Source organism: Vibrio sp. 10N.261.52.A1 (genome assembly GCF_002876325.1).
GTDB classification, from domain to species: domain Bacteria; phylum Pseudomonadota; class Gammaproteobacteria; order Enterobacterales; family Vibrionaceae; genus Vibrio; species Vibrio chagasii.
Window position 1 is genome coordinate 1 of sequence record NZ_MCYD01000858.1, and the last position, 2,058, is coordinate 2,058.

Consider the following 2,058-nt stretch of genomic DNA (forward strand, 5'->3'; position numbering starts at 1 on the left):
ATCTATCACACTCCATGTGGTTATTTAAGTCTACGCTTTTACGCGTGTTAATAACTTATTAACTTTGGAGCGTAATCCATGCTAGGTATCCAGCTTTCTGTTATCCTCTCTTTGCTGTTTTTTTCTACGGTAGCAAGTGCCGCCACTTCTCAGTTGGGAGAACCACTCAAGCTCACTAGCTCATTTGCTGGCTACTTATCACTGACCATTTTCGTTGTCGCCTACATCGTGGTGATGATGGAAGAGTATCTAAAACTCCGAAAATCTAAACCCGTTCTGCTAGCTGCTGGTCTGATTTGGATCATCATCGGTTTCACATACCAAGAACACAATCTGACTGAGGTCGCGAAACAAGCACTCGAACACAACTTATTGGAATATGCCGAGCTGCTACTCTTCCTACTCGTCGCCATGACCTACATCAGCGCGATGGAAGAACGAAGACTGTTTGATGCGCTGCAAGCCTGGATGGTCGGTAAAGGCTTTAATTTTCGTTCGCTGTTTTGGTTGACCGGCATTCTAGCGTTTTTTATTTCTCCGATTGCCGACAACCTCACCACCGCTCTGCTGATGTGCGCCGTGGTGCTTAAAGTAGCGGGTTCGAATCCTAAGTTCGTTAACCTTGCTTGTGTAAATATCGTTATTGCCGCCAACGCTGGCGGCGCATTCAGTCCATTTGGTGACATCACAACCCTAATGGTGTGGCAGGCTGGCTATGTTAGCTTCAGCGAATTCCTCCCGTTATTTATCCCTTCCGTAATGAACTATGTAGTCCCTGCGGTAATCATGTCTTACTTTGTACCCACCACCCAGCCCGACACGGTACATCAACACGTTGAACTCAAGCGTGGCGCAAGACGAATCGTGTTCTTATTTATCATGACTATCGCGACCGCAGTTGCTTTCCACGCTGTGCTGCACTTCCCTCCAGTGATGGGGATGATGATGGGGCTCGCTTACCTACAGTTCTTCGGATACTTCTTACGTAAAACTCTGCCCAACTCGCTGGCGAAGAAAAAAGCAGTGGCCATTGCCAATAATGACGAAGGTGCGTTAAAACGACTCGGGTCTGTGGTGCCGTTTGATGTATTTCGAAGAGTGTCTCACGCAGAGTGGGATACATTATTGTTCTTCTACGGTGTGGTAATGTGTGTGGGCGGTTTGAGCTTGCTCGGATATTTAGAGCTGGCTTCGATTTTGATGTACAGCCAGTGGGACCCAATTTTTGCCAACATTATGGTGGGCATCTTATCTGCGATTGTCGATAACATTCCAGTGATGTTTGCTGTGCTATCGATGGAGCCACAAATGTCGATGGGGAACTGGTTACTGATTACCTTAACCGCTGGAGTTGGGGGGAGCTTGTTATCGATTGGTAGTGCTGCTGGTGTGGCCTTAATGGGCGCGGCGCATGGTAAATACACCTTCTTTGGACACCTAAAGTGGATGCCAGTCATCATGGTTGGCTACGCCGTCAGCATCGCGGCTCACTTATGGCTTAATGGTGGGTTATTCTAGTTAGATGAGCCTTATTGCTGGGGGTTTCGACTCGTGTCCAGACGTTGCTCAATTGCATCGCTGGGCATTGGTTGCAAGTGAGCACCTCTCCTTGACGTTGAATTCTCATCACCAAATCAGAATCCGTTCGGCTGCTTCCTGAATTCAGCTCAATGGTTATCAAATCGTCTTCAACGCTGTAGCTACGCGTCACTGTGTTATCCGTTACCTGATAAGTAACTTGCCCCGACTCAAAAAGCAAATAGCTGTCGTTATCAGTACTTTCATACATACCTTTAAATAGAACTAACTGTGGAACTTCAAAAGGTTGACTGGTATCGCTTAAACAACCTGTCAGTAACAGCGTACTACTGCAACTGAGTAAGAAAGGGATTTGACTATTCATTTGGGCATCCTTGCCTAGAGAACATGATTAAAGAATATGCAACCAAATGTGTATTTTCCAGAAAGTGACGATTTTATTGCAAAGTCACACTTTTCAGGTCCCTAGGCTAAGTTCAACATTGCGAGGCATCACTTAACCCAATAACCAATAACCAA

At 46.2% G+C, this 2,058-nt stretch carries 2 protein-coding genes; one reads left to right on the forward strand and one right to left on the reverse strand.

Annotated features, from left to right (window positions below; translation table 11 throughout):
- The first annotated feature begins 78 nt into the window (after window positions 1-78).
- The gene (gene nhaD / locus BCT81_RS18405; RefSeq protein ID WP_102425401.1) at window positions 79-1,518 is read left to right on the forward strand and encodes a sodium:proton antiporter NhaD; all 1,440 of its coding nucleotides are present in this window, start codon (window positions 79-81) and stop codon (window positions 1,516-1,518) included.
- Here the strand turns inward: nhaD and BCT81_RS18410 are convergent.
- Window positions 1,499-1,903 carry a hypothetical protein gene (locus tag BCT81_RS18410; RefSeq protein WP_102425402.1) on the reverse strand — a complete coding sequence of 135 codons (405 nt, stop codon included), beginning with the start codon at window positions 1,901-1,903 and terminating at the stop codon, window positions 1,499-1,501. The genes nhaD and BCT81_RS18410 overlap by 20 nt on opposite strands.
- Window positions 1,904-2,058: the final 155 nt, after the last annotated feature.